The 22728-nt window shown below is 61.9% G+C and carries 25 protein-coding genes; 14 read left to right on the top strand and 11 right to left on the bottom strand.

From position 1 onward, the window contains the following. Complete coding sequence (locus I554_RS0115430) at positions 1-1146, bottom strand: acyltransferase (protein WP_024574730.1); 1146 nt, start codon at positions 1144-1146, stop codon at positions 1-3. 4 nt (positions 1147-1150) lie between these two features. After that, complete coding sequence (locus I554_RS0115425; protein ID WP_024574729.1) at positions 1151-2446, bottom strand: amidase; 1296 nt, start codon at positions 2444-2446, stop codon at positions 1151-1153. Between the two features lie 851 nt (positions 2447-3297). Here I554_RS0115425 and I554_RS0115420 point away from each other — a divergent pair. Together I554_RS0115420 and I554_RS0115415 are read left to right on the top strand one after the other, a co-directional pair. Further along, positions 3298-4338, top strand: a complete 1041-nt coding sequence (locus tag I554_RS0115420; RefSeq protein ID WP_024574728.1) for a hypothetical protein — start codon at positions 3298-3300, stop codon at positions 4336-4338. Positions 4339-4385: 47 nt separating this feature from the next. Beyond that, positions 4386-5267 carry an alpha/beta hydrolase gene (locus I554_RS0115415; RefSeq protein ID WP_024574727.1) on the top strand — a complete coding sequence of 294 codons (882 nt, stop codon included), beginning with the start codon at positions 4386-4388 and terminating at the stop codon, positions 5265-5267. A 22-nt stretch (positions 5268-5289) separates the two neighbouring features. Here I554_RS0115415 and I554_RS0115410 read toward each other — a convergent pair whose 3' ends face one another. The 3 genes from I554_RS0115410 to I554_RS0115400 all read right to left on the bottom strand — a co-directional run bounded on the left by I554_RS0115410 (position 5290) and on the right by I554_RS0115400 (position 7525). Next, positions 5290-5508, bottom strand: coding sequence for a hypothetical protein (locus tag I554_RS0115410; RefSeq protein ID WP_024574726.1), 219 nt, complete (start codon positions 5506-5508; stop codon positions 5290-5292). A 95-nt stretch (positions 5509-5603) separates the two neighbouring features. After that, positions 5604-6029: a cupin domain-containing protein gene (locus tag I554_RS0115405; protein ID WP_024574725.1), complete on the bottom strand. Its 426-nt coding sequence runs from the start codon at positions 6027-6029 to the stop codon at positions 5604-5606. Between the two features lie 26 nt (positions 6030-6055). Beyond that, on the bottom strand, positions 6056-7525 hold the full coding sequence (locus I554_RS0115400; protein ID WP_029659526.1) for an NAD(P)/FAD-dependent oxidoreductase: 1470 nt from the start codon (positions 7523-7525) through the stop codon (positions 6056-6058). A gap of 240 nt (positions 7526-7765) precedes the next feature. On the opposite strand from I554_RS0115400, the gene I554_RS0115395 reads away from it, so the two are divergent. Further along, positions 7766-8098: a hypothetical protein gene (locus tag I554_RS0115395; RefSeq protein ID WP_024574723.1), complete on the top strand. Its 333-nt coding sequence runs from the start codon at positions 7766-7768 to the stop codon at positions 8096-8098. A gap of 350 nt (positions 8099-8448) precedes the next feature. Here the strand turns inward: I554_RS0115395 and I554_RS0115390 are convergent, their stop codons facing one another. Next, entirely contained in the window at positions 8449-8658 is a 210-nt protein-coding gene (locus tag I554_RS0115390) for a cold-shock protein (protein WP_006021548.1), read from the bottom strand. Positions 8659-9366: 708 nt separating this feature from the next. Here I554_RS0115390 and I554_RS0115385 point away from each other — a divergent pair. After that, positions 9367-9579 (top strand): hypothetical protein, encoded by a 213-nt coding sequence (locus tag I554_RS0115385; protein ID WP_034473467.1) that lies wholly within the window; start codon positions 9367-9369, stop codon positions 9577-9579. A gap of 41 nt (positions 9580-9620) precedes the next feature. Here I554_RS0115385 and rocF read toward each other — a convergent pair whose 3' ends face one another. Then, positions 9621-10586 carry an arginase gene (rocF, locus tag I554_RS0115380; protein ID WP_024574721.1) on the bottom strand — a complete coding sequence of 322 codons (966 nt, stop codon included), beginning with the start codon at positions 10584-10586 and terminating at the stop codon, positions 9621-9623. Between the two features lie 107 nt (positions 10587-10693). Here rocF and I554_RS0115375 point away from each other — a divergent pair, with 107 nt between their 5' ends. Further along, positions 10694-10888, top strand: a complete 195-nt coding sequence (locus tag I554_RS0115375; RefSeq protein ID WP_152528596.1) for a hypothetical protein — start codon at positions 10694-10696, stop codon at positions 10886-10888. A 154-nt stretch (positions 10889-11042) separates the two neighbouring features. On the opposite strand, the gene ahcY is transcribed toward I554_RS0115375, so the two are convergent. The 3 genes from ahcY to I554_RS0115360 form a co-directional block, all read right to left on the bottom strand. Then, a complete protein-coding gene (ahcY, locus tag I554_RS0115370; RefSeq protein WP_024574719.1) occupies positions 11043-12479 on the bottom strand; it encodes an adenosylhomocysteinase in 1437 nt (478 codons plus the stop codon). A gap of 184 nt (positions 12480-12663) precedes the next feature. Further along, entirely contained in the window at positions 12664-13860 is a 1197-nt protein-coding gene (gene metK, locus I554_RS0115365) for a methionine adenosyltransferase (RefSeq protein ID WP_024574718.1), read from the bottom strand. 58 nt (positions 13861-13918) lie between these two features. Beyond that, positions 13919-15262, bottom strand: coding sequence for a hypothetical protein (locus tag I554_RS0115360; RefSeq protein WP_024574717.1), 1344 nt, complete (start codon positions 15260-15262; stop codon positions 13919-13921). Between the two features lie 198 nt (positions 15263-15460). Here I554_RS0115360 and I554_RS0115355 point away from each other — a divergent pair, with 198 nt between their 5' ends. Genes I554_RS0115355 through I554_RS0115335 form a run of 5 tightly spaced genes read left to right on the top strand, consistent with a single transcriptional unit; the run spans position 15461 to position 18909 of the window. After that, positions 15461-15877 (top strand): FdtA/QdtA family cupin domain-containing protein, encoded by a 417-nt coding sequence (locus I554_RS0115355; protein ID WP_024574716.1) that lies wholly within the window; start codon positions 15461-15463, stop codon positions 15875-15877. Continuing rightward, on the top strand, positions 15874-16962 hold the full coding sequence (locus I554_RS0115350) for a DegT/DnrJ/EryC1/StrS family aminotransferase (protein ID WP_024574715.1): 1089 nt from the start codon (positions 15874-15876) through the stop codon (positions 16960-16962). The genes I554_RS0115355 and I554_RS0115350 overlap by 4 nt, the downstream gene beginning before the upstream one ends. Further along, positions 16959-17594, top strand: a complete 636-nt coding sequence (locus I554_RS25640; protein ID WP_024574714.1) for an acetyltransferase — start codon at positions 16959-16961, stop codon at positions 17592-17594. The genes I554_RS0115350 and I554_RS25640 overlap by 4 nt, the downstream gene beginning before the upstream one ends. A gap of 7 nt (positions 17595-17601) precedes the next feature. Then, positions 17602-18477 (top strand): glycosyltransferase family 2 protein, encoded by an 876-nt coding sequence (locus I554_RS0115340; protein ID WP_051373151.1) that lies wholly within the window; start codon positions 17602-17604, stop codon positions 18475-18477. 21 nt (positions 18478-18498) lie between these two features. Further along, positions 18499-18909, top strand: coding sequence for an META domain-containing protein (locus tag I554_RS0115335; protein WP_244432758.1), 411 nt, complete (start codon positions 18499-18501; stop codon positions 18907-18909). A 13-nt stretch (positions 18910-18922) separates the two neighbouring features. Here I554_RS0115335 and I554_RS0115330 read toward each other — a convergent pair whose 3' ends face one another. Then, positions 18923-19642 carry a hypothetical protein gene (locus I554_RS0115330; protein WP_024574711.1) on the bottom strand — a complete coding sequence of 240 codons (720 nt, stop codon included), beginning with the start codon at positions 19640-19642 and terminating at the stop codon, positions 18923-18925. 293 nt (positions 19643-19935) lie between these two features. Here I554_RS0115330 and I554_RS0115325 point away from each other — a divergent pair, with 293 nt between their 5' ends. From I554_RS0115325 to I554_RS0115310, 4 genes are read left to right on the top strand one after another with little or no spacing between them, the layout of a single operon-like run. Beyond that, complete coding sequence (locus I554_RS0115325) at positions 19936-20691, top strand: SDR family oxidoreductase (RefSeq protein ID WP_024574710.1); 756 nt, start codon at positions 19936-19938, stop codon at positions 20689-20691. A 29-nt stretch (positions 20692-20720) separates the two neighbouring features. Beyond that, the gene (locus I554_RS0115320; protein ID WP_024574709.1) at positions 20721-21137 is read left to right on the top strand and encodes a cupin domain-containing protein; all 417 of its coding nucleotides are present in this window, start codon (positions 20721-20723) and stop codon (positions 21135-21137) included. 41 nt (positions 21138-21178) lie between these two features. After that, positions 21179-21646 carry a carboxymuconolactone decarboxylase family protein gene (locus I554_RS0115315; protein WP_024574708.1) on the top strand — a complete coding sequence of 156 codons (468 nt, stop codon included), beginning with the start codon at positions 21179-21181 and terminating at the stop codon, positions 21644-21646. Then, positions 21633-22535 (top strand): sigma-70 family RNA polymerase sigma factor, encoded by a 903-nt coding sequence (locus I554_RS0115310; protein ID WP_024574707.1) that lies wholly within the window; start codon positions 21633-21635, stop codon positions 22533-22535. Before I554_RS0115315 ends, I554_RS0115310 begins: the two co-directional genes overlap by 14 nt. Positions 22536-22728: the final 193 nt, after the last annotated feature.

Here is a 22728-nt window from a genome sequence, read left to right as displayed (position 1 = left end):
CTACGCTGATTTCGCTGCGATGGCAGACGCCGTCGCAGCGCCGCGCGGCATTTCGCCGATGACATTGCGAAGCCTGACGCGAAGCGGCCGCTCGACCAGATAATACAGCACTGCCGCAGCGGCCACACAGACACAGATCGCGAAAGCATAAACCGCGATGGCAGTCATCGGCCCCATGGCCGCGAGCCGCTCCGGCTTGAAGACGATGCCGAGCGCCCGCAGCACCGGAAAATGCACCATATAGAGCGAGTATGAAATCTCGCCGAGCCAGACCATCGGCGCCAGTGAGAACAGCCGCGCGGTGACGCCGCTCGACATCGCAAGCGCCGCGATGAACACCGCAAGCAGTGCGATCAGCGCGAAATCCGGCACGCCGAATGACGGCAGGACCAGAAACGCAGCGATCGCCATCATTGCTGCCGCGTCGTTAAGAGCAGACCTGCTTTCAAGCTTACGGCGCAACACCGCATAACGGCACAGAGCCGCGCCGCAGACGAACGATCCGGCAATCCGCACCAGTGCCGACGGTGCGATCCATGCGCCGGAGAGTCCCCACCCGGCCAGCGAGAAGATCAGCGCCGCAGCGCCGAGACTTGCAACCGCAATCACCAGCAACATCCGCGGATCCCGGACTCGGCCGAGGCCATAAGCAACCAGCGGGAAACAGAGATAAGCGAACCACTCGGCGCTGATCGACCATGACGGCACATTCCAGCTCATCTGATCGGTCACGCCCCAGGCGTGCACCAGCAAGAGCTGCCACGGCAGCGCGCCAAACGTGAAGGCTTCCGGCGACCGGAGATTCAAACCGAGCCGCCCGGCGCTTAACACGATGATCACCAGCGCTGCCAGCACCGCGATGTGCACCGGATACAGCCGGATGAAACGATGCCACATGAAGATCGCAAACTTGCGCCCCGTGGGCCGCTCCATGCTGTCGAAATAGACATAGGTCAGAATGAAACCCGACAGCAGGAAAAACAGGTCGACACCGAGATAACCCCGCGACACCGCGCCGATATGCGAGAGGCCGATAGGAATGTTCTGGTCCGCGTGCAGGAACAGCACGAGGAACGCGGCCAGCGCACGGATGCCGGTGAGCGAGGCGATCGCCGGTTTTGCCTGCGTGCTGGCCGTTTCCGTCATCCGGTCACGCCCCGAGCTGCTTTTCGACCGCCGCCGCAATGGCGAGCAGCCTGCGGTCGCCGCCATGGCGGCCGACCAGCATCAGGCCGACCGGCAGCGCATTGCCGAGCCTGATCGGCAGCGAGATCGCGCAGGTGTCGAAGAAATTCCAGATCGCGGTGTTCATCAGCGCCTGAACGTTGCGCTTGTTGAAGCTCTCCATGGTGGATACTTCGTCCATGGTCGGAGCGACGATCTGCACCGTCGGCATCACCAGCACATCGACCTTGTCGAACACCGCATCCATCTGCGCGATGCCGCGCTCGCGGTCGCGCAGGGCGAGAATGTAATCCGCCGCGCTGATTTTCTCCGAGCGCAGCAGGCGCGCCCGCACGTTCGGATCGACACCCTCGCCCGCTTCCGCCAGCAGCGTGCGATGAATCGCATAGGCCTCCGGCGGGGCGACGCCGCCACGCTCGTTGGCGGTGTGCATGATGCTCAATGCATCGAGAGTGATGTCGGCGGCCTTCCAGTGGGAGCCGAGCTTCGCCAGCGCCAGCGGATAGGCCTTGCCGACGACGTCATCGAGGCCCTCGATGGGATAGCCCTGCACCAGGCCGACGTGCACATCGCCGAGTGCAGGTGGCGACAGCGGCGATGGGGTCTCACCGGCCAGAATGGCGTCGGCATTGGCGCAATCGGCGACGCTGCGCGCGATCGGCCCGATCGAATCCAGCGTGAACGACAACGGAAATGCGCCGGTGCGCGGCACGCGCTTCACCGTGGGCTTGAAGCCGGTGACGCCGCAGAACGCCGCCGGGATGCGGGTCGAGCCGCCGGTATCGGTGCCGATGGCGATTTCGCCGATATCGTCACCGATAGCCACCGCCGCACCGGAGGACGAACCGCCTGGAACGCGCTTGCGGTCCGCCGGATTGCCCGGTGTACCGTAATGCGGATTGGCGCCGAGGCCGGAATAGGCGAACTCGGTCATGTTGGTTTTCGCGGCGATGACCGCGCCCGCCTCGCGCAGCCGCGTGACAATGGCAGCATCCGCCGTCGCGGGCTTGCTGCGCGCCGGAAGCACTTTCGATCCGGCGCGGGTGACCTCGCCCTTGACGTCGAACAGATCCTTGATGGTGATGACCGCGCCGTCGAGCGGGCCGCGCGAACCGCCGGATTTGATGCGTACGTCGGCAGCATCAGCCGCCTTGCGCGCGTCGTCCGCATAGACGCTAAGGCAGGAGCGCGCGCCTTCCCCGGCGGGATCGGCGATTCTGGCAAGGGCTTGTTCGAGGCGGTCGCGAGATGAGGCTGTCATGGCTTCTTTTTGCTTTGCGGGAACGGGGCCGGGAGAATGTATTTTTCGCGCGCAGAAGGCAATGCCTCTAAAATTTCGCATTCGCCCGACACATCGCGCGAAACCTCACGCAAACAAGCGCCATCGCCCCTGTTGTTATGACGGCGCGGGGGCGCCCGAAGCTCTTTTCCGTTCCTCCCTCAAAATGAGGGCGCGCGGAACGCCGGATGCGCGAGCGCATCCGCAGCCCCGTGTGCAAAAGTGAAAAAGCACACGAGCCTAGTCGCCACGGTCACGCCGTTTGCATCCGGCGTTCCGCACGCGGTGGGGCTCCGGCTTGTTTCGTGCTCTCCCCGGCAACGCCCTCGGGCTGACGCCGTCGTCTCCGCTGAGGCCGACGCTCCCGGTTGGAAGCGAAGGGGCAGACCGGATTTCGCAGGACCACACGACTTGGGCCGGCGCGGGGTTACGCGTTCATGCAGACGTATCGCTACGCCGCAATCCTGCGCACAGCGTGGTTCGTCAGCGCTGGCTCGGATAACTCACACGCCCTTTGTACAAGGAACGCGCCCTGCCATCCTCGTTCGCGCCTGACGCTGCCGCGCCACCGCATCCCGCCCCGCGTATCGTGACGATCGCGAAACGCCCCTCATCAACGGGGCGGGACACGCCGAAAATAAGAGAGGTTTGGAGGGCGGGGATACGTATCCCCATCACGAAATGTTTCGGCGTTCCGGGGCCTGGACAACCAGACGACATACGGGATTCCGAGCGGTCCCGATTGCGCTTCGTTTCATCCCGGCTAGACTGCCCGCGTTTTCAGCCGCCCGCTCAACCATGCGGGCATTTTTTAGTTATTTAACGGGGCACGCATGACCGACCAGACACTCGAAGATCGCGTTCGCAAAATTATCGGTGACGAGACACTGAGCGCCGCCGCAAAAGATGAGGCGCTTTCGAATCTCATAGACATACGAATCGATCAGTTCGGGAATTTCATCTTCGTGCGCAAAGGCGCACCGCTCGACGCCAGAGACCTGACGTCCTTCGACCGGGTCAATGTCACCGAACTCAGGGATCGCAAGCGTCCTGCAAAGAGGACGCGGTTTCTCAACAAACTGAACTCGCCCTACAAGGGTCCGATCATCCTGGCGGAAGGAGATTCCTGGTTCGAGTATCCATGGCCCAACATCCCGGACCTGATCGACCGCGCCGGAGACAAATACGCGGTTCTGAGTCTGGCAAGGGCCGGAGACACCTGGAGCGACATCCTCGATCAGGACAGCAATGTGGGCCTCCCGAAAAGATATCCGGACGGAACATTGATGGGCCTCTTTCACATACTGAATGAGGCGACCCCGAAGCCCTTCCAATACGTGATGATCAGCGCGGGAGGTAACGACCTCATCGGCAACCTGAAAGACTGCGTTTATGATTTCGACCCGAACCGTCCCGGAGACGAGTACATCAGGCACAAAGGGGACATCGAGAGACCGGGATTCGACGACGTATTAGGCGCGGCCATCCACCGTTACCGCGAAGCGACCAGCAAGGTGGTGGCCGGTGGCAGGCCAGTTATCCTGCATACCTACGACTATCCAAATCCGAAACTGAACGGCCAGTACATCGGCTACCAGCTCAAAAAATTTCACAAGATCGAAGGCGAAGGGCTGATGAGGCAAATCCTCAACCAGATGATCGACCTGTTTTACTGCGGGCTGAAGCAGATCGCAGATGCGTCGAACGGGAAGATTCATTTGATCGATTTCCGCAACACGATCGGAACGGACGATTACGTCGCGGGCCCGGACGACAGCCTCTGGAACGACGAAATGCACGGCAACTGGGCCGGGTTCGAAAAACTCTGGAAGAAGATGGACAGTGAGCTGACGCCGATCTTCGCCAAGGCATGACGCAGCAGCCGCAAGAGCGGCAAGGTTTTCTAACCGGAGCCAGCACCATGCCCTCCTCCGAAATCGATGCCATCCGCGCGCTGCTGACGGCGAAGGCCCGGCCGGTCGGCTGGGCCGCACGCCGCGAGCGGCTGGACGAGATCGGTTCGGTGTGGCCAGTGGCCGACGACATCACCCTGACAAGCGTCGATCTCGGCGGCGTGCCCGGCGAATGGTCGCTGGCGCCCGGCAGCGATGCCTCGCGCGTGCTGATATTCTTCCACGGCGGCGGCTACTGCTCCGGCTCGATCAAAAGCCACCGCCGCATGGTGACCGAGGCCGGACGCGCGGCGCGCATGAGAACCCTCGCGGTCGGCTATCGCCTTGCGCCGGAGCATCCGTTCCCCGCGGCGCTGGATGATGCGATGACGACGTGGCGATACCTGCGCAGGCAGGCCTATTTGCCGTCGCAAATCGCCATCGGCGGCGACAGCGCAGGCGGCAATCTCACCGCCGTACTCATCAACACGCTGCGCCAACAGAGCGAACACCCGGCCTGTGCATGGCTCACCTCGCCCTGGACCGACCTCACCATGTCAGGCAAGTCGCTCGCGACCAAGGATGCGGTCGATCCGATCATCCACAAGGGCTATCTCGGCGAACTCGCCGACGCGTTCGTGCCATCGGGAATCGCCCGCAACGATCCGCGCATCTCGCCGCTGTTCGCGGATTTACGGGGTTTCCCGCCGACGCTGGTTCAGGTCGGTTCGCACGAAACGCTGCTCGACGATGCAGTGCGCCTTGCGGCGGCGCTGGGCGCGGCCGATGTCGACGTGACGCTGGAAGTGTGGCCGGAGATGATCCACGCCTGGCCGCTGTGGAACGCGCATCTCGAACCCGGCCGCCGCGCGCTGGCGCAAGCCGGCGCGTTTATCCGCCGTCACATGTGACGGTCCTCGCGCGCCGATTGCGCTACGGCGTTTTTTGCCCGCGCAGGGCCCAGCGCACCAGCCCCCATGCGCTGCCGCCCGTCACCATGCCGACGACATAGATAATCAGGGCATGCACCGCCATCGGCGCACTGAACCTGATGCCGAGGAAGGACACCGTGACGCTCTGAAGATTCTGAAATGCAAAGATCAGGGTTCCCGCGACAAGAACAACAATCACAGCTGTGTTTAACCAGCGCATGGTTCGCCCCGCTTGAAATGAACTTGCTTGAAACTACCCCAAGTCGACCCCAAGTCGAACCGGCTGCAACCGGCCCGCCAAATTTAATCAAATCCCTACTTCTGCAACACCACGTTGGCCGCGCCCTTCTCGACCATATCGATGACCAGCAGCTTCACCGGCTCCGTGCCCTTGTTGGCGCCGAAATGCCACTGGCCGACGGCCTCCACAATGAAGTCGCCGGTCTTGAAGATCTCGGTCTTGCCGGTGTCGAGGTTGGTGACCTCGATGGTCCCCGCCTGCACATAACCGTAGCGCGGAAACGGATGCTTGTGCTTCGGCAGCACCGCGCCCGGCGGAATCTCATAGGTCGAGACGATGACCTGCGCGTCCTTCTGCGGCAGCACGATCGGCTGGCCGCTCGATGTCGTGGTGGCGGACATCACCGGCTTCACCACGACCTTGCTCGCCGCAGGTTGCGTGTCGGCATACAGCGGCGATGCGGCCAGCAGCAGGCCGAGCGCGAACGTGAGGGACTTCATCGGGGATTCCTTATGTCGCGGCGCGCTCACTCATACACCATCACGCCGTCATCGACCTTGCCGAGACGCAGCGTCACAATGTCCAGCGCGTAGTTCTGATAAAGCTTCCACGGCCGCTTCGAGCCCTGCTTGGGCATCTTCGCCACCGCGCGCTGCACATAGCCCGAGGTGAAATCGAGCCAGTTCTCGCGCTGCACCTCGGGATCGGTGTTGCGCGGCGTGCACTGTTTGTAGCCGTTCTTGTCCATGTAATTGATCAGGCGGCAGACATACTCGCAGGTGAGATCGCACTTCAGCGTCCACGAGGCGTTGGTGTAGCCGAACGATGAGGCCAGGTTCGGCACGTCGGAATACATCATGCCCTTGTAGTTCAGGGTCTGCGCGAAATCGACCGCACGGCCATCGACGCTGACCTGCATGCCACCGAGCAGCTGAAGATTGAGTCCCGTCGCGGTGACGATCAGGTCGGCTTCAAGTTCGCTGCCATCCGACAGACGAATGCCGTTCGGCGTGAAGGTGTCGATGGTGTTGGTCACCACCGAGGAACGGCCCTCCTTGATCGACTTGAACAGGTCGCCATCCGGCACGAGACACAGCCGCTGCTGCCAGGGATTGTAGCGGGGGGTGAAATGAGTGGCGATGTCGTAATCCGCACCGAGCGCATGGCGCACGCCGCCGAGGATGAGTTGCTTGGCACGCTCCGGCTTGCGGCGGCAGAGCTGGAAGAAATACATGCCCCACAGCACATTGCGCCAGCGGATCGCATGATAGGCGAGCTTGGCCGGCAGCTTCGCGCGCAGCTTGTTGGCGAGCGCGTCCTCGGCGGGCCGCGCCACCACATAGGTCGGCGAACGCTGCAGCATGGTGACGTGGGTAGCGGTCTTGGCCATTTCCGGCACCAGCGTCACGGCGGTGGCGCCCGAGCCGATCACCACCACGCGCTTGCCCGCGTAGTCGATGTCGCTGGTCCACTTCTGCGGATGCACGATGCGGCCCTTGAACTGGTCCGCGCCGGGGAATTCCGGCGAGTAGCCGCCCTCGTAAGAGTAGTAGCCGCTGCACATAAACAAGAAGCCGCAGGTGAAGCGCACGATCTCGCGCGCCTCGCCCCGCTCCGCCTCCACCGTCCAGCGCGAGTCCGCCGAGGACCACGACGCGCTCTTGACCTGATGGCTGAAACGGATCTTTCCGTCGATGCCGTTCTCGCGCGCGGTCTCACGCACGTAATCCAGAATGTGCGGGCCGTCGGCGATGGCCTTGGGCTGGGTCCACGGCTTGAACGAATAGCCGAGCGTATACATGTCGCTGTCGGAGCGGATGCCGGGATAACGAAACAGATCCCAGGTGCCGCCGATGGCCTCGCGGCCCTCGAGGATCGCGTAGCTCTTGCCGGGGCAATTCTGCTGCAGGTGATAGCCCGCGCCGATGCCCGAGAGGCCCGCGCCGACGATCAGCACATCGAAGTGTTCTGTCTTGATATTGGTCTTGTCGAGCATTTCGGTCTCCCTGACCGAGATTTGCGCGCAGGTGAATTGGAAATGCAAGCCGCCATGACCGGTTATCTGTACGTCGATCTTGCCAGTAGGATTTTTATCCTACATCAAGATCAACGAATGCAACGCGGTCGTTAAATGAGCGGATTGAAAGAGGTTCTCTGCTGGCGGCAGGCGATGGCCAGGCGGGCTGCATGTATTTCCGGTTATCCTCTTCCGCCGCTTAACTTCTGAGGACGTCCCATGATTGTCGCCGAAAGAACACTGACATTGAACCAATCCGGCAAAGATGTGCCGGTCGCTGTTCGTATTTTCCTGCCGTCAAAGGATGACAACGCTTGGGGTTGTCGCTGGGAAATTCAGTGGCCAGACCGGCTCAGAACGAGCGAAATCTTCGGGTATGATTCCGCGCAGGCGCTTTTGCATGCGTTCCAGTCGGTTGGATCGGAATTGTACGCAAGCGATGCCCACACGTCCGGAAGCCTGCGATGGACGGACCAGGGTTCCGGCTATGGTTTCCCCGTGCCTGGAATTATTCGTGATCGCTTGACCGGTGACGACGCAGAATATTTCTGACCTTCCTCCGCGCCCAGACAGCAAAAAGCCCCATCATTTCTGACGGGGCCTCGTGGGCCGATTCTAACATTCGCACCATATTGCGGCGGGCTTCCTTGCGAATGTTGGAATCAAAGGCCCACCGGCAGATATATTTCTAGTGGAGCTTTGGATTTGACATTCGCTTTGGGAAGCAGTCGCAAAAATGGAGCGAATGTCAAATCCGCTCCACTCGTGACGTCCGTTTCATTACATCCGTGAAACGGGCGAAAAGCTGGCTGCTGCAACCAGTACATCCGTGGATGCAGCGCCTGGCTCTTTTTCTTGTTCAGGCTTGCGCGACAACCGGTGTCCGGCTGCCGCGATCGGCCTTACAGAATCTGTAGGTTTTCTGCGCTGGTCTTGCCGCGCATCTTGTCAACCTTGGCTTCGTACGAAACCTTCTGTCCTTCGGCGAGGCCGGTCAGGCCAGCACGCTCGACAGCGCTGATGTGAACGAACACATCGGTGCCGCCATCGTTCGGCTGAATGAAACCAAAGCCCTTTTGGCCGTTGAACCACTTCACAGTACCAGTCGTCATAACAAACAATCCTTAGAGGCGCGTACATGCGCAGTCCCGCACGACGTCGCGCGGAGCATAATCCAATCTAGCGATGTCTTAGGGTAAGGAGCCGAAGGGGACCGAAAAGGTCCAAAGGGCGCTTTAACAAAAGCTGTGCCGCAGGTCGAATGCGAGGCTTGTAGCAGTTGCCGGCCTTAAAGCAACAACTCAATTGTGTTCGCGCGGCGGCGCAGGCGTTTAAGCGAGCAATGCCAGAGGCTTGGGCGCTGAAAATAACCCGCAGGTACTGCGGCATTTCCAGCTTAACGTGGGGAATGAGCTTTGAAGCTCTCCAGGATTCACTTTAACCAGCGCGGCAACCACGCCGTCCTGTCACTGCGCCGCGCCCGCAGGCCTGCGCGACGCCGCGTGGGTCCGGCTTCGCCGGCCCGAATGACAGGCTCCAGCTGGGACCCATTGATCGCTAACGTAGCGATGTCGCGTCATCCTGAGGTGTGAGCCGCGCATAGCGCGCGAACCTCGAAGGATGCGCGGTTGTCTGCTGCCGTCGTCCTTCGAGGCTCGCAAGTGCTCACCTCTGGACGACGCTGACATGGTGTTCGATAACTATGGGTCCCCGCGTTCGCGGGGACGACACCGAACCTGAGTACGATTTTACAGATTCGCAATTAACTATCGCTGCAACGGTCGTATTTTTGTTTGGCCTTGAGTCCCTACATAGAGTTGATGCAGCGGTTCATTCAGATCGTCCAAATCATCTGGGCTGTCGTGCTCGTCATTTTGGCCGGCACCATCGGGGCAGTCGTCGGGTATGGCAATGGCGGCTGGATTGGAGGCGTGTGCCTAGGTGCAGCAGGCATTTTCATCGGCGCTGCTATAGGCGCCGTCGGAGTAGCAAACGGATTGTCATTCGTGCTGCAAATGCTCAGAATTTTCTAAGCGGAAACGCCAATACAAAGTACCGATTTCTTTTCACACCCTTACACCACCGCGTTGCTCGGCGTCGGGCGATCATGGATCTGCTGGCCGAACAGCGAGCCGACGAGTTCGACCACGGTGCGCGCGGTGAGGCCGCGGTTGTCCAGAAACGGATTAAGCTCGACCAGATCGAGCGAGCGCACCAGCCCTGAATCCTGCAGCATCTCCATGACGAGATGCGCCTCGCGATAGGTCGCCCCGCCCGAGACGGTGGTGCCGACGCCGGGGGCCGACACCGGATCGAGGAAATCCACATCCAGGCTGACATGGAGGACACCGCTGCGCGCCCTCACCCGCTCGATGAATTCGCGCATCAAGACGCTGACGCCGAATTCGTCGATCCGGCGCATGTCGGCGATCCAGACATCGCGCTGCCCGAGCAATTCCTTTTCCTTCTTGTCCACCGAGCGCAGGCCGAACAGGCCAAGCTGGCGCGGCGCGATGGAGGATCGCTCGCTCTGCGGCAGCAGATCGTCCAGTCCAGGCTCGCCGCACAGGAACGCGCCGGACATGCCGTGCATGTTGCCGGTGATCGTGGTCGCGGGCGTGTTGTAATCGGCATGGGCATCGAGCCAGAGCACGAACAGCTCGCGCTTCTGCGCGTGCCAGTGCCGCGCGACGCCGCTCACCGAACCCATCGACAGCGAATGATCGCCGCCGAGAAATACCGGAATCGCGCCGGACTTCGCCATGGCGTAGGCACGCCTTGAGGTCTCGCCGATCCAGGCCTTGATCTCGCGGTAGTGCTTCGCGTTCGGCGGCGGCGCTTCATCGCTGAACGAGAGTTCGCGCGGCGCGATGTCGCCGTGATCCTCGACCTTGAAATCGAGACTCTCCAAAAGCTGTGCGATGCCCGCCGTGCGCAGCGCCGCCGGGCCCATCAGCGCGCCCTTCTGCGACGCGCCGACTTCGATCGGCACGCCAAGCAGCGAGACTGTCGTCGGATAGTCGTTTGATCTGGCGGTCACGAGCAACCTCGCATCAGCGAATGAACCGGAAACCTGCGCATCTTATCGGGATTCGCCCCGTGCGATATGCGCATGCCGGATTGTGCGGGCGGGAACATAACAGCTTCGTGACCGTTGCCGTTCTTTATGAGGAGGACAAGATGGCTGAAGGTGGAAGTGGTGGAATTGGAATATTGGGCGTGATCGTGGGTGCCATAATTGTTGTCGGCATCGGTTTCTTTTTCCTGCAGGGCGGAATGAAGGGCAAAAGCTCCGGGCCCAGCGTGACCATTACGGCGCCCGCAGCGCCCGGCAGCAAATAGCAAAAAAGCCCCGGAACAATCCGGGGCTTTTCTGTTTTCCGTCATTCCGGGGCGCGCGCATCGCAAGCGAATCCGGAATCCAGACGTTCTTTTCCAACCCATCGAGATTCCGGATCGGCCTGCTTCGCAGACCGTCCGGAATGACAGGTGGTTTTCAGTAGCGGTAGTGATCGCTCTTGTACGGGCCTTCCTGCTTCACGCCGATGTAGTCGGCCTGATCCTTGCGCAGCTCGGTGAGCTTGACGCCGATCTTGGCAAGGTGGAGCCGCGCGACCTTCTCGTCGAGCGACTTCGGCAGCACATAAACTTCCTTCTTGTACTTGCCGTCCTTGTTGTTGGCGAACAGTTCGATCTGCGCCAGCGTCTGGTTGGTGAACGACGCCGACATCACGAAGGACGGATGGCCCATCGCGTTGCCGAGGTTCACGAGGCGGCCTTCCGACAGCATGATGATGCGGTGGCCGTCCGGGAACGCGATTTCATCGACCTGCGGCTTGATGTTGGTCCACTTCAGGTTCTTCAGCGAGGCGATCTGGATCTCGTTGTCGAAGTGGCCGATGTTGCAGACGATGGCGCGGTCCTTCATCGCGCGCATGTGCTCAAGGGTGATGATGTCCTTGTTGCCGGTCGCGGTGACGAAGATGTCGGCCTGCGGCGCGGCGTCTTCCATCGTGGTGACCTGATAGCCTTCCATCGCCGCCTGCAATGCGCAGATCGGATCGATCTCGGAGACCATCACGCGGCAGCCGGCCTGGCGCAGCGACGCCGCCGAGCCCTTGCCGACGTCGCCGAAGCCCGCAACCATCGCGACCTTGCCCGACATCATCACGTCGGTGCCGCGGCGGATGCCGTCCACCAGCGATTCACGGCAGCCGTAAAGGTTGTCGAACTTCGACTTGGTGACCGAGTCGTTGACGTTGATGGCGGGCCACAGCAGCGTGCCGGCCTTCTGCATGTCGTACAGGCGATGCACGCCCGTGGTGGTCTCTTCCGAGACGCCCTTGATGCTGTCGGCGATCGCCCTGAAGTAGCCCTTCGGCTTCTCCTTGAGCTGCTTCTTGAGCAGCGCGAAGAACACTTCCTCTTCCTCGGAGCCAGGCTTGTCCAGGAACGCGGTATCGCCGTTCTCGGCGCGCAGGCCGAGATGGACGTACATGGTGGCGTCGCCGCCGTCATCGAGGATCATGTTCGGGTGACCGCCGCCGTGCCAGTCGAACAGCTTGGCGGTGTAGTCCCAGTAATCCTTCAGCGTCTCACCCTTGACCGCGAACACCGGAATGCCGGCGGCAGCAATCGCGGCCGCGGCGTGGTCCTGCGTCGAATAGATGTTGCAGGAGACCCAGCGGATGTCGGCGCCCAATGCTTTGAGGGTTTCGATCAGCACGCCGGTCTGGATGGTCATGTGCAGCGAGCCCGCGATGCGCGCGCCCTTCAAAGGCTGCTTCGGGCCGTACTCTTCGCGCGTCGCCATCAGGCCGGGCATTTCGGTTTCGGCGAGCGAGAGTTCCTTGCGGCCGAAATCGGCGAGGCCGATGTCGGCGACGATGTAATCGGTGAAGCCTGCGGGGGCTTTCGCGGTGGCGGTGGTCATGTTGGTTCTATCCTTTGAGTTGCGGCTCTACTCCCTCCCCCTTGTGGGGAGGGTGGCGCATTGAGAGCGAAGCGAGCAATGCGTCGGGTGGGGGAACATTCAGAATGCCATTCACGACACTCCCACCCCGGCCTCCGCTTCGCTCGGCCGACCCTCCCCAAAAGGGGGAGGGAAATAATTGGCATCACACCGCGCGCTTCAGCGCATCGGCGAGATCGGTCTTTTCCCACGAGAAGCCGCCGTCGGCGTCCGGCGTGCGGCCGAAGTGGCCGTAGGCGGACGTGCGTGCGTAGATCGGCTTGTTGAGGTCGAGGTGCTTGCGGATGCCGCGCGGGGTGAGGTCCATCGACTCGGCAACAGCCTTCTCGATCTTGTCGTCGGAGACCTTACCGGTGCCGTGGGTGTCGATGTAGATCGACAGCGGACGCGCAACGCCGATGGCGTAGGCGAGCTGCAGCGTGCACTTGTCGGCGAGACCGGCTGCGACAACGTTCTTGGCGACATAGCGCGCGGCATAAGCCGCCGAGCGGTCGACCTTGGTGGAATCCTTGCCGGAGAACGCGCCGCCGCCGTGCGGAGCCGCACCGCCGTAGGTGTCGACAATGATCTTGCGGCCCGTGAGGCCCGCGTCACCATCGGGACCGCCGATGTAGAACTTGCCGGTCGGGTTGATGTGCCAGATGGTCTTGCCGTTGATCCAGCCTTCCGGCAGCGCCTTGCGGACATACGGCTCGACGCGCTCGCGCACCTGGTTCGAGGTCATGTCCTCGACGAGATGCTGATGCGACACGACGATCTCGCGCACGCCCACCGGCTTGCCGTTTTCGTACTGCACGGTGACCTGGCTCTTGGAGTCCGGGCCGAGCACCTTCTCGACGCCCGAGTGACGGGCTTCCGAGATCAGGCGCAGGATCTTGTGCGCGTAGTGGATCGGCGCCGGCATCAGTTCAGGCGTTTCGTTGGTGGCGTAACCGAACATGATGCCCTGGTCGCCCGCGCCCTCTTCCTTGTTGGTGCCGGGCTGAAGTGCGTCGACGCCCTGCGCGATGTCGGCCGACTGCGGATGCAGCAGGATTTCGATATCGCAGGTCTTCCAGTGGAAGCCTTCCTGCTCGTAACCGATGTCCTTGATCGCGGCGCGCACGGTCGCCTCAATCTGCTCGTTGGTGACGGTGGCCGGGCCGCGCGTCTCGCCGGCGATCACGACCTTGTTGGTGGTGGCGAGCGTTTCACATGCGGCGCGGATCGCCCACGGATCGATGCCGGCCTTGGGGCCCTCACGGAAAAACAGATCGACGATTTCGTCCGAGATCCGGTCGCAGACCTTGTCCGGATGACCTTCGGAAACCGATTCACTGGTGAACAGATAAGACGCGCGCATCAACAATCCCTTTCAGATGGGCCGCGATCGGCCCGTTTGGATTTTCAACAAATTTTTATCAATCGCGACGCCGTGAGATGACGTAGGATTCATCGTAGAACCAGAGCCCGTTGTGCTTGCGCAGAACCTCTCTGGTGGCGTCGAGATAACGTCCGCTTTGCGTGACTTCGTCCAGGCGGTCGTCTTCGACCTGAGCGACATACACCGCCGCGTTCCATGCTGCAAAGGCCGTCGAAGTCCCGATCGGCCCTGTCACTTCGTTGGGCAACGCCTCCATATCGTACCGGAAAATGGAGCGGTTATCCGCATAAGCGTTAAAGTTGAGATCGCGCCCGGCCGATCCCAGTTCGTATTTCACCGCACGCAGCAACTCATGGCGGCTGACGGCGAAAGGATTTTCTCCGGGCCACACCGACTGCACGATCTCCATTCCGGGATCGTGACCGTAGGAGTGAATCCCGATCAGGCGGCCACCTGCGCGCAGCGCGCGCGCCAGTGGCGCCACAATCTTCTTGGCGCGGAAATTGAGCGACGATCTGGCGCGATAAGGCTGCGAGGCGATCACCAGATCGAAATTGGCTTCGACCCGCCCTGCCCGTGGGATCATGGCGTCAAGCAGGAACCGGTGGTCCTCACGATAGATCACCAGCGCGATCGGCCGCTCATAGACCGGCATGCCGGAACGCGAACTGACGGCGGCGCGCCAGTTTTCTTCCAGAAACGGCTGCAAATCGGCGATTTGCGTCTCGAACTCGCCGGAGGACGAGCCGCGCAGCGCGACTTCGCGCCAGATCATCGCCGCCGCAGCGGTCGGCGATTTCGGCGCCAGCCATGGCGCTTCGGCGTAATTCATGTTGGTCAGGACGAAAACGGTGGCCGGATGCTCGAACAGGCGGTCCGGCACCTTGTTCAGGGTCAGCCGCACGTCCTCGAGGCTGATTTCCTTGCCGGCGATATAGAACGGCATGTTCGGGAACCGGCTGTGCATGGAGCGCATCACCCGCGCCAGCACCGTCCCGTCGCCCACGCCTGCGTCGAAAACACGCAAGGCGGGCGGCCGTGGATGGATACTCCCCAACTCCAGCGCCACCCGGTCGGCGATCACCCGCTTTTCGGAGCAGGTGTGGACGAACAGCAGGTACTTCTGCCGGTTTTCGAAAAAACGGAAGTTGCCGGTGGGATCGCGCTTCTCGATCGGAGGTTCCGGCACGCTCACCACCGGAACGCCGTCCCCAAGAAAAGCTCTAATCCGCTCCAAAGTATCGACCGTAATGCGCTTGCCCTCGCGCAGCCGGTGCACCAGCTTGCCGTCGTTTACCGCGCGGCGGCCGAACGTCGATTCCGCCATCCCCGCCTGACGGCAGTATTCGGAGATCTGGGCCAGGAGCTGGTCGTTTTTCATCAGACCGGTGGGCAGGGTTCGGGTGGGCCGAAATTTGTGGGCAGAGCGATTTCGTGCCGAGCTTCCTACCACCATCTGCCCACGATTGAAACCTGGCGGGCCTGCAAATTTGACTGCCCCACGGTTTTATTCGCTAGAGATGCGCGGAAACTCCTCGACCCTCCCGCCCCTGAATCAAACTCCCGGATCGATCGCGCCATGCAACGGACCACCCTCATCAAAGGCGCGTATCTGATTTCCATGACCGAGCACACCGATGCTCGCGGGCGGCTGTCGCTCCTTGAGTATCCCTCAAGCCTGCCGTTCGTCGCCAAGCGGATCTTCACGCTCACCGAATGTCCGGCGGACACCGTGCGCGCCGAGCATTCGAATCCCGCCGATCAGGTGATCGCGGTGTCGAGCGGCGCGGTTCACGTCGAACTCGATAACGGTCACGACACGGCAGAGCACCGGCTGGACCCATCCGGCAAGGCGCTCTGGATCCGCGCCGGCGTATGGCTTCGCCTGCGCCGCTTCGAGCCGCAAACAGTGGTGCTCATTCTGTCTCCGATCGAATACAATGCCAGCGCCCAGTTCGATGGGCCGCAACCTGACAAGATCGTCGAGCCGGAATGATACCTCAGGCTGCTCCAGCATCACGGATCGCGCGTTATCGAAGCGCCGTCGATGCGGCGATTGCCTCCGTCATCGAAAGTCAAAGCTATATCCTCGGATCGGCAGTCGCGAACTTCGAGGCAAGCTTCGCCGCCTATATCGGAGCGGCGCACTGCGTCGGCGTCAATTCCGGAACGGACGCGCTCGCGCTCAGCCTGCGCGCGCTGGGGATCGGCAGCGGCGACGAGGTCATCACCACAGCGCTGACGGCACCGGCGACGGCGCAGGCGATTCTGCAATGCGGAGCAACACCGCGCTTTGCGGATGTGGACAGCCGCACGCGCTGCATCGACCCGGCCGCAGTTGAATCTGCCATCACGCCGCGCACTGCGGCCATCGTTCCGGTGCATCTGTTCGGCATGCCATGTGACATGCAGGCGCTCATGACCATCGCCGAACGCCACAAGCTCGCCGTTGTCGAGGATTGCGCGCAGGCCCACGGCGCGTCCATCGGATCGCGGCGCGTGGGCACCTTCGGTCATGCCGCCGCATTCTCTTATTATCCAACCAAGAACCTCGGCGGCATCGGCGATGGCGGCGCGGTTCTGACCAGCGACGCGAGTCTGGCCCAGCGGATCAGGCGCATGCGCAACTACGATCTCGGTGAAGACCGCATTGCCCGCTCCGTCGGCTTCAACTCGCGTCTCGACGACATGCAGGCCGCGATACTCTCTGCGCTGCTGCCCCATCTCGACGAGGGAAACAGCGAGCGCCGCGCCATCGCCGAGCGCTACCGCGAGCTGTTAGGGGCATCGGATCTGGAACTGCCGCCACAGAATGAAGGCTGCATTTATCATCAATTTGCCGTCGGCCATGAAAACCGGGATGGCCTTCGGCTCCATCTCACGCGCGCCGGCATCCAGACGAATATCCATTACTCTCCCTGCCTGCACAGGCACGAGGCATTTTCGTCCAAAATCACTGAGTCATTTCCCGTGGCGGAACATCTTGCCGGATCGTTGCTGAGCCTTCCGGTGCAGCCCGAGACGACAGCAGGTTCACTGCCCTATATTGCCGAATCCATCCTGGAGTTCATTCGCACGTGACGCGTATCGTCCTTTTCGGCACTGGGTCCCCCGTCGTCGCGGACGTCGAGGAAAGCCTTCATCGTGCCGGTACGATAATTGCGGCCGGCATCAGCAACCGGCCGGCACCTTCCCAACTGTCAAACGGCATACCCGTCACCGAGGCCGACAAGGTTTCCGCCGAACTGCTTTCTCTCCCCTATCTCGTGCCGCTCTTCTCTCCCGGCAACCGGAGAACCGCATTTGAAGAAGCCGCAAGGCTGGGATTGAAGACACCCTTCACGCTGATCGATCCGACCGCGATCCTGCCGCGCGCCCTGGAATTGGGAGATGGAAGCTACGTCAATGCGGGATGCGTCGTGGGAAGCCGCGTGCGTGTCGGAGCGTTCGGCTTTCTCAACCGCGGCGCCCTCATCGGCCATGATCTGGAGGCCGGTACGTTTGTGTCGATCGGACCCGGCGCCGTCATTGGCGGAAACGTGACCCTCGCATCCGGCGTGCTGATCGGCGCGGGCGCAGTCGTTCTGCCGAAAATCGTTATCGGTGAAAATGCCGTGGTCGGCGCGGGTGCGGTGGTCACGTGCGATGTTGCTGCCGGCGCTGTCGTCGCCGGAAATCCCGCACGGCCCATGCCGCAGCAAACCGGAAACTGAACAGCGCATGCCGCGTCCGACCGTTCACCTCTACACCGTGTGCTGGGACGAAGCCGATATGCTCGGCTTTTTCTTCCGGCACTACGATCCGTGGGTGGATCGTTACGTCGTTTACGACGACGGCTCGACCGACGGCTCGCTGGACATTCTGCGCGCGCATCCCAAAGTGGAGTTGCGTTCGTTCACGCGCACGGACCCGGAGTCGTTCGTGGCCTCCCATTCGGCGATGCAGAACGAAGTCTGGAAGGAAAGCCGCGGACAGGCCGACTGGGTCATCATCACCGCCATCGATGAACATCTCTGGGTGCCCGGAATACCGATGCGTTCCTACCTCGCCGCGCAGCAGCAAAGCGGGGTGACGTTTATCCCGGCTTTCGGATTCGACATGATCGCCGCCGAGATGCCGAACGATGAAGGACGGTTGATCGACCGGATCAATCGCGGCCAGCCCTCGGCGCTGTTCAGCAAACTGAGCATCTTCAATCCCGATGCCCTGAATGAAACGAATTTCGGAATGGGCCGCCATTATGCTCGCCCGGCGGGGCGCCTGACATTGCCTGCGCGCGATGAACTGGTTCTGTGGCACTACAAGCGGCTGGGGTTCGACCGCACCGCCACACGCGAGCAGGTTCAGGGCGCGCGGCTGGGCAGCAAGGATGTTTCCAATCGATGGGGACACCAGTACTTCTGGTCGCCGGAAGAATTCCGCGAGGAATGGAACAAGTTCGATCAGGCCGCCGTGAATCTGGACCGGGAAAATCCGGGATCGGCGCGGCCCGCTGATGAAGATCTGTGGTGGAGCTCCTATAGTACGGACATCCGGGCGAAGCCGTTGTGGCAGCGGATACTGAGAAAGCTGCGCAGGGTACTCGTTCCGGGGTGAGAACTGCCAATGATCGGGATCATGATGTCTACACGCTTCACTGCTCTCGCGGTTCTCACGGCTCTGCTGACCGGATTGGTCGCTGCCGGTTCCGCGGCGCCGACGGGCAAGTGGCGGGCCGAAGACATCGATGGCGGCGGCGTGATCGACCGGCTGCAAACCACGCTGGAAATTGGCGACGACGGCATGGTCACAGGCATGGGCGGCTGCAACCGTTACGCAGGCTCGGCAAAGTTCGACGCAACAACGATCAAGTTCCTGCCGATGGCGAGCACGCGGATGGCATGTTCCCCCGCCGTCATGAAGCAGGAATCGAAATTCCACGCCACTCTGGAAAAAGTGCGCGCATGGCGCGTCGATCAGGTGCAGCGAAAACTTGTGCTGCTGGACGGCCAGGGTTTTGAAATGATGCGCCTCAGCCAGATGGACTAAGCGGGTCGCGCCCTTAGCTGAAATGCACGTCGCTGATATCGATGGAGACCATCAGCGGATCGAGCGCAGCCCGATGGTCGGGGCCACGCGTATAAGCGAGCCGCTTTGACGGCAGCTTGATCCCATCCGCCTCGATGTAATTGAACACATGCTGGGCCGCGTCGAAGCCGCCCGCGACATCGACATTGTAATCGTGCCGCCGCAGCAGGAAATCCTCACCGAAGAAAAAGTCCTGAATGTCGCTGTGGGTGGCGATGGATTTCGGAAAGCGCGCACGGACCACACGCCATGTCTCGTTGCCTTCGCGCCATGGCTCAAGCTCGGAGACCTCGACGCCTTTCATCACGAGGTGAAACGGCGTGGTCAGATAAGTCCACAGCGCGTAGCCGTTGAAATAGGCGCGATGCAGCGGTCCCCACGGCGTCAGCTTCTCGTGTCCGTCGAACAGCGCCCGCGGATCGCGGCGCTCGGCCACCACCGTTCCGTCGAGCTTTTCGATGGCGATGCGATCCGGCGTGAAGCTGGTGCGCTGGTCGGCGGCGCCAAACGGCGTGACCGACGCGAACTCCTCGTGCAGCGAGACCGTCATGCGGCGCGGGTTGGGGTCCTGCACCAGACCCTTCATGCCCCACAGTTCACCACCGGACACGATGGTCGCCTCGACCTTCCGGAATGAATTCCAGCGGTCGATGCCGCCATGGGCGTCGAGGATGTTGGTCAGCAGGTCTTTCATGGCTCGCTCCGTCATCAAAAAAGCCGGACCAGACCTACGCGCCAGAGGGGCCGGCCAAAATGACGTATTTGCCTCCTATCAGGCCATCGAACCGAAGCTATTCAAATTACGCCCGTTTCCGCCCTTCCAGAAAAATCTTTCGGGCGATGTCACATCCGGCCCCTGCTGCCTCGTCTTGATGGCGAAGGTGCAGAAAGAACCTGACGGCCACGGCGACAAACCCGCCGGAACCCGAGGATTTTCATGCAGTTCCGTCATCAACCGCCGCTTATCGCGGCAAACAGGAGGCCATCATGAAGATTGTCGTTATCGGAGGTTCCGGCCTGATCGGATCGCGAGTGGTTAGCCAGTTGCGACAGCGCGGCCATGACGTTCTGGCAGCATCGCCCTCGACCGGCGTGAATACCGTCACCGGCGAGGGACTGAAGGACGCATTCGCGGGTGCGGATGTCGTTGTCGACGTGGCGAACTCTCCCTCGTTCGAAACCGATGCAGCGATGGCCTTTTTTGAGGCGGCAGGACGCAACATCTTCGCAGCGGAAAAGGCTGCGGGCGTGAAGCTTCATGTCGCGCTGTCGGTGGTCGGCACCGAGCGCCTGACCGAGTTTGGATACTTCGGCGCCAAGCTGGCGCAGGAGCGCGCCATCGAAAATTCGGGCGTTCCCTACACCATCGTGCGCGCCACGCAGTTCTTCGAATTTGTCGGCGGCATCGCACAGTCCGCAACGCAGGGAGAGACCCTCCACGTTCCGCCCGCGCGCATCCAGCCGATGGCGGCCGACGATGTCGCCGCCGCCGTCGTCGACGCAGCGCTCTCTCCCGGCAAGGGAATGATCGAGGTCGCGGGTCCGGAGTCCTTTCCGATGGATCAGCTGATCCGGACGTACCTCGCCGCGAAGAAAGACCGGAAAGAAGTCATCACCGATCCCGCCGCACGCTATTTCGGAATCGCGGTCGATGACCGCTCGCTGACGCCGGATGCCGGCGCGCGTCTCGGCAAGATCACATTCGATGAATGGCTGCGCCGCGACCAGACCGCCGCTGCGTAACCGAAATACCAACCCCAACAGGAGACAAAATGTTCAAGTCACTTCTCTGCTCCGCAGCGTTCGGGCTGTTGCTCGTCAGCGGAGCGTCGGCCCATGACGCCGGCAAAGACGCCAAAATCACGGTGGTTTTCGATCACGTGCTTCCGAATGTGAAAGGCAAGAGCATGAAAGGCGTGCTGGTCGAGTACCAGCCCGGCGGCTCGTCAGCCGCCCACACCCATCCGTCCTCCGCCTTCATTTACGCCACCGTGCTGAAGGGAGCGATCCGCAGCAAGGTGAACGACGGACCGGAAAAGACCTATCGCGCGGGCGAGAACTTCGCCGAGATGCCGGGCGACCGTCACGCCGTCAGCGCAAATGCAAGCAATACCGAGCCGGCAAGCCTGCTCGCGGTGTTTGTCGTCGATACCAGCGAGACAAACCTCGTTCTGCCTTACACCAAGTAACGCCAACAGCTAATCTCATATCCATCCCACAGGAGACTTCCATGACCGCACGACTGAAGGAATTGCCGTTCAAGCTGGCCCCCGATGCCTACAAGGCGATGACGGCGCTCGAAGCCGCCATCAAAGCCAGCGGCCTCGAGCACAGCCTGATCGAACTGGTGAAGATGCGTGCCTCGCAAATCAACGGCTGCGCCTACTGCATCCACATGCATTCGACCGACGCGCGCAAGGCTGGCGAAACTGAAATGCGGCTCTACATGCTCAATGCCTGGCGTGAATCCACGTTGTACACGCCGCGCGAACAGGCTGCGCTTGCCTGGACCGAAAGCCTGACGATGGTTGCGGCCACCGGCGCACCGGACAAGGATTATGAACTCGTGAAGGCCGAATTCAGCGACGCCGAACAGGTCAATCTCACCATGCTGATCGGCGCGATCAATGCATGGAACCGGCTCGCCATCGCCTTCCGCCTCGCACACCCGAAGGAAGGCAGCCGTGTCGCGGCCTGAGGCCAGCACAACGATCTTCGAGACGCATCGGCCCCGGCTGGTGCGTCTCGCCTATCGCATGCTCGGCTCGATGGCCGAGGCCGAAGACGTTGTCCAGGACGCGTGGCTGCGCTGGCAGCAGATCGACCTCGCCACGGTCGATGCACCGCCAGCCTTTCTCTCCCGCATTGTCACGCGGCTCTGCCTCGATGTCATGAAGTCCGCGCGGTCGCGCCGCGAAACCTATGTCGGTTCGTGGCTCCCTGAACCGATGATCGAGGAGCCAGACACCGTGGATGAAGACGATCTCACATTGACGCTGATGCTGGCGCTGGAGCGGCTGTCGCCGCTGGAGCGCGCCGCCTTCCTGCTGCACGACGTGTTCGGCGTTCCGCTGGATGAAGTCGCCATCACGGTCGAGCGCGAACCCGCCGCCGTCCGCCAGCTCGCCGCGCGGGCGCGCAAGCACGTGCAGGAATCGCGGCCGCGCTACACTGTGGCCCGCGACGAAGGCAGCCGGATCGCCGAAGCCTTCTTCATCGCCTCGCGCAGCGGCGACACCAACGCCCTGCGCGCGATCCTCGCCCAGAACGTGGTGGTGCGCTCCGACGGCGGCGGCAAGGTTCTCGCCTTCATCAATCCGATTCTCGGGCTGGAGCGCGTGCTTCGTGCGTATCAGGGTCTCTCGCGCAAACTCGCCAGACGTCCCTCGCGCGATCTGTTCCGCCCGATGCGTATCAACGGCCTGCCGGGCTATGTCAGCTATGAGCGCGATGACATTTTCCAGACCACAGCGTTTGCCATCGAGGACGGAAAGATCACCGAGATCTACATCACCCGCAATCCCGACAAGCTGCGCCATGTCGTTGAACTGTTGAATATCTCCGGATCGGACGCGACGCATCACTGACGATCGCGCCGCAAAGGCGAGATGGTGGCGAACCTCCGCGCAAAAGGCGGGATGGTGACGGCAATCGGGCGCATGGCCCATGTCGAAATGGCACGAGCGGCAACGCATCACCGATGCCCACTCTCTGTGAAGATGAACAAGCTTCGCGCGGTGGGATGACAGCGCACGTCTTCCCTCGACCATGACCCAGATC

The sequence above is a fragment of the Afipia sp. OHSU_II-C1 genome (assembly GCF_000497575.1).
In the GTDB taxonomy this organism is placed as follows: Bacteria; Pseudomonadota; Alphaproteobacteria; order Rhizobiales; family Xanthobacteraceae; genus Afipia.
This window is presented reverse-complemented; position numbering and strand designations above follow the sequence as displayed.